The organism is Paenibacillus zanthoxyli JH29 (genome assembly GCF_000520715.1).
GTDB lineage: Bacteria > Bacillota > Bacilli > Paenibacillales > Paenibacillaceae > Paenibacillus_AQ > Paenibacillus_AQ zanthoxyli.
In genome coordinates, this window is record NZ_ASSD01000214.1 from 1 (window position 1) to 3,669 (window position 3,669).

A 3,669-nucleotide genomic window follows, 5' to 3' on the forward strand; every position below is an offset into this window, starting at 1 on the left:
GGATCAGATTGCCGATGAACTGGCTGATGTGCTGGTATATGCGGTTTACCTGGCCCAGTCGTTAGACCTGAACATGGAGGATGTCATCCTTGCCAAGCTGAAGAAAAATGAAGCCAAGTATCCAATTGAGAAGGCTTTTGGCAAAAAGGACAAATATACTGACCTATAGGGGTAGCTGATATGATTATTTACAGCAGCAGTGCACTGGTATTCCGGGAAAAAGTAGACAACAACCAGTTAACGGTGGAGATCGAGAATGCTTTTATCAGCAAGATGGGGATGCGGCCGAGCCCGGGAGAGAGAAGAGCCTGGAATAACTCCATGCAGTTCATGGAGCGGGTAGTGCGTAATTCCAAGATCGCCGATGATTGCGGCGTTATGATTGAATATAATATCCCGGCGACGAGCAAGCGGGTTGATTTTATTGTGGCTGGACAGGACAAGGAAGGAAAGGATAACTTTGTGATCGTGGAATTAAAGCAGTGGGATGCAGCGAGTGAGACAGACCGTGAGGATGTGGTCGTTGCTTATATCGGAGGCAGAGAGCGCGAAACTCCGCATCCTTCGTACCAGGCGTGGTCTTACCGGCAGCAGTTGGAGGACATGAATGAAGCTGTTCACAGCAGTGATCTTACCAGTTATTCCTGCGCATACTTACATAATTACCGGACTCCTCAGCCTGACCCGTTGAAGAGTGAGCGTTATCAAGGGTATATTCACAAAGCACCTTTATTCATGGCGGAGGATACGCTTAAGCTTCAAGAGTTCCTCCATAAGCACATTGGCAAGGGGAACGGAGTTAATCTGCTCTATCTGATTGAGAATGGGAAGATTCGTCCCTCCAAAAAGCTTATCGACCATGTGGACGGGCTGTTCAAAGGGAACTCCGAGTTCATCCTGCTGGACGAGCAGAAGGTAGCTTATGAGACGATCATGAGTTTAGCTAAAGATACGAGCCGGAAACGCACAATTCTCATTAAAGGCGGCCCCGGCACGGGAAAATCGGTCATCTCCATGAACGCGCTCGGAGGACTGCTAAAGCATAAATTAAATGTGAGATTTATTGCCCCTAATGCGTCTTTTCGAACGGTAATGGTAGAGACCTTGGCGAAGCAGCAGGCGAAGAATAAAGCAAGGGCGCGGGCGCTATTTGCCGGGTCGGGTCAATTTTATGATACTCCGGGGGACTTTTATGACGTTATGGTCGTGGATGAAGCTCATCGGCTGAAGGGGAAAGGCGCCTATCAATACCGCGGCGAGAATCAGATCGAGGATATTATCAAAGCATCTAAAGTGAATGTATTCTTCATTGATGATTTCCAGCGGATTCGGCCGGATGATATTGGATCAGTGGCAGAGATCAAGCGGATTGCTGAGCTGCATGACTCCGAAATTCATGAATATACGCTCTCTGCGCAGTTTCGCTGTTCGGGTGCGGAGGGATTCATCAATTGGGTTGATCATATTTTTCAGATACGCCAGACAGGCAACTTCAACGGGTGGGATCAGAGCGCGTTTGAGTTCAAACTTATGGATAATCCCCACCAGCTCTATCAATCCATCAAGGACAAGGTAAGTGAAGGTTATAAAGCTCGGATGCTGGCCGGATTCGCCTGGAACTGGACCAAGGATACAGAGGGCAACCGGAACGGAGAAATCGCCGATGTTACGATTGAAGAGCATGGCTTTCGAATGCCTTGGAATGGACGGGCGATCTCCAACACCTGGGCGATTCATGAGCAGGGGTTAGAGCAGATTGGCTGTGTGCATACCTCACAGGGCTTGGAGTTCGACTATGTGGGAGTGATTATTGGTAATGACCTGAAGTTTGATCCTCATGGAATGCAGATTTACGCGGATTATGATGAATACAAGGATACGATGGGGAAGCGCGGACTGAAGAATAACAACCAGCAGCTTACTTCGCTCATTAAAAATATCTACAAGGTGTTAATATCCAGAGGAATGAAGGGATGCTACCTATACTGCCGGAATCCCGAACTGAGGGAGTACCTGGAAGGGCAGTTAAAGCGCATAATGGCAGAGTAGCCGCAATTATATTAATTTACTAAGGAGCAACTAATGACATCGATTATTGGATTTATAGCAGCTATGCTCGTCTTAGCCGTGTTGTCCGGTCTGATGCAAGGAAATAAGAAGAAGAAAAAGCGCAGTGCAGGCAAGCGGCAAACCTCTGTTAAGAAAAGCGCTACCCCTACCTTTAACCGTTCCTCTACAACGTGCAGACCGGATGAAGTACTTTTGAAGACACCCCTGGAACAAATAAACGGCGCTGAGTTTGAAAGATTGCTGTCCCTGTATTTCCGGGATCAAGGCTATACCGTCAAAGAAGTGGGAGTGGGCGGCAAGGATGGAGGCGTAGACTTGGTCATTGTCGATAAATGCGGCGAAAAAACTGCGGTTCAGGCTAAATGTTATGCTGACCACAACAAAGTGCAGGTTATGACGGTTCGCGAGCTGGTGGGCGCTAAAAGAAACCATGATTGCATCCTGTCTCTGCTGGTCACTACTTCCGATCTTACAGCAGATGCAAAGCGGGAGGCGGAGCAATTCAAGGTCGATTACTGGCATGGCGGCCTTGTCGAGAACAAGCTCCGCGCCTGGGGCAAGTGGCAGCCCGCTAAAACCAAAGCAAAACCGAGAAAGGTTGCCGGTTCTACAGTCAAAGCCGTAACCTGCGCATGCGGGGCTCCAATGGTGCAGCGTAAGAATAAGGAAGGCACAGCTTTCTGGGGCTGCAGTAATTATCCAAGCTGCCGGAAGACAAAGGCTATGTAAAATAAAAAAGGGTCATACTTAGCGCAGGATAGTCTTTCGCCCCAAAATTGCCCCTTGAGCTATCGCGGAGAACCCTACCACAACTAACACCGAACTATAACGCTAGTCATAAAACAATCATCTGCATAAGCGGCTCAACCTGAACCCGCCGAGGTCGCAGACAGTCTACTTCATTCATTGCCCCTTCCCCTCGGGCAGAGAAGTTCTACCCCGGCTACCCGTATGAAACCGCAGGGGGCCGCCTTTTGATTATTTTTCCCCAAGGATGCCTGGCTCTGATTCCAATAGCTTCTTTATTCAGGAGTCGAAGAGTGAAGGGCGGCACAGGCTAGAATGTCCGCCGTCGTGCGAATTCTGCCAAGCCGCGGGAAGATCACGGAACGTACATGCTCATGCTCCGCCTCACTGAAGCCGGTCATGGCGTCTATCGCGAAAATCACCTGATACCCGTGGGCGAAGGCTTCGCGCTGTGGTATCCACACCAATACCTGAAGCAATGCCGCAAAGGACGATCGTCGTAATGCCGCGCCGGCGCAACTGCTGATCCAGGTCCGTCGCATGGAAGGCATCCCATTGGCGCTTTGTAATCACGTGGTCGGTGTCCGTGACACCAATCTCTGGCACAATTTCATCCCAGCCGGGTGGAAGGTTCATTGCAGGAGGAGCCTGATCCAGCAAAGGACGCGGCATATCCTTGAAATCCTTGCTGGATACGCGCACGAGCCCCACGAATGCACCTGCGTCTCTGAACGCCTTCACCATGGAGGGCGGGCACGGCTGACGACTTGCTCAGCTGAATGAGGGGCATAGCGGGTCCCATATAATGTCCTCATAGGCGAAGAATTCTAGCTCAGCAATGTTTCTTCATTC

General features: G+C 49.9%; 4 protein-coding genes. 3 read left to right on the forward strand and 1 reads right to left on the reverse strand.

Features of this window, described 5'->3' with window-relative positions; translation table 11 throughout:
- Positions 1-7: 7 nt before the first annotated feature.
- From L691_RS28265 to L691_RS0108105, 3 genes are read left to right on the forward strand one after another with little or no spacing between them, the layout of a single operon-like run.
- Positions 8-169: a MazG-like family protein gene (locus L691_RS28265; RefSeq protein WP_084653974.1), complete on the forward strand. Its 162-nt coding sequence runs from the start codon at positions 8-10 to the stop codon at positions 167-169.
- An 11-nt stretch (positions 170-180) separates the two neighbouring features.
- The gene (locus L691_RS0108100) at positions 181-2,049 is read left to right on the forward strand and encodes a DUF2075 domain-containing protein (RefSeq protein WP_025689898.1); all 1,869 of its coding nucleotides are present in this window, start codon (positions 181-183) and stop codon (positions 2,047-2,049) included.
- A gap of 33 nt (positions 2,050-2,082) precedes the next feature.
- Complete coding sequence (locus L691_RS0108105) at positions 2,083-2,799, forward strand: restriction endonuclease (protein WP_025689899.1); 717 nt, start codon at positions 2,083-2,085, stop codon at positions 2,797-2,799.
- A gap of 402 nt (positions 2,800-3,201) precedes the next feature.
- On the opposite strand, the gene L691_RS34215 is transcribed toward L691_RS0108105, so the two are convergent.
- Positions 3,202-3,528 (reverse strand): isochorismatase family protein, encoded by a 327-nt coding sequence (locus L691_RS34215; RefSeq protein WP_408634739.1) that lies wholly within the window; start codon positions 3,526-3,528, stop codon positions 3,202-3,204.
- Positions 3,529-3,669: the final 141 nt, after the last annotated feature.

Excerpts from the sequence above, each read along its gene's own strand:
- L691_RS0108100 (WP_025689898.1), top strand. The coding sequence starts at position 181 with ATGATTATTTACAGCAGCAGTGCACTGGTATTCCGGGAAAAAGTAGAC.
- L691_RS0108105 (WP_025689899.1), top strand. The coding sequence starts at position 2,083 with ATGACATCGATTATTGGATTTATAGCAGCTATGCTCGTCTTAGCCGTG.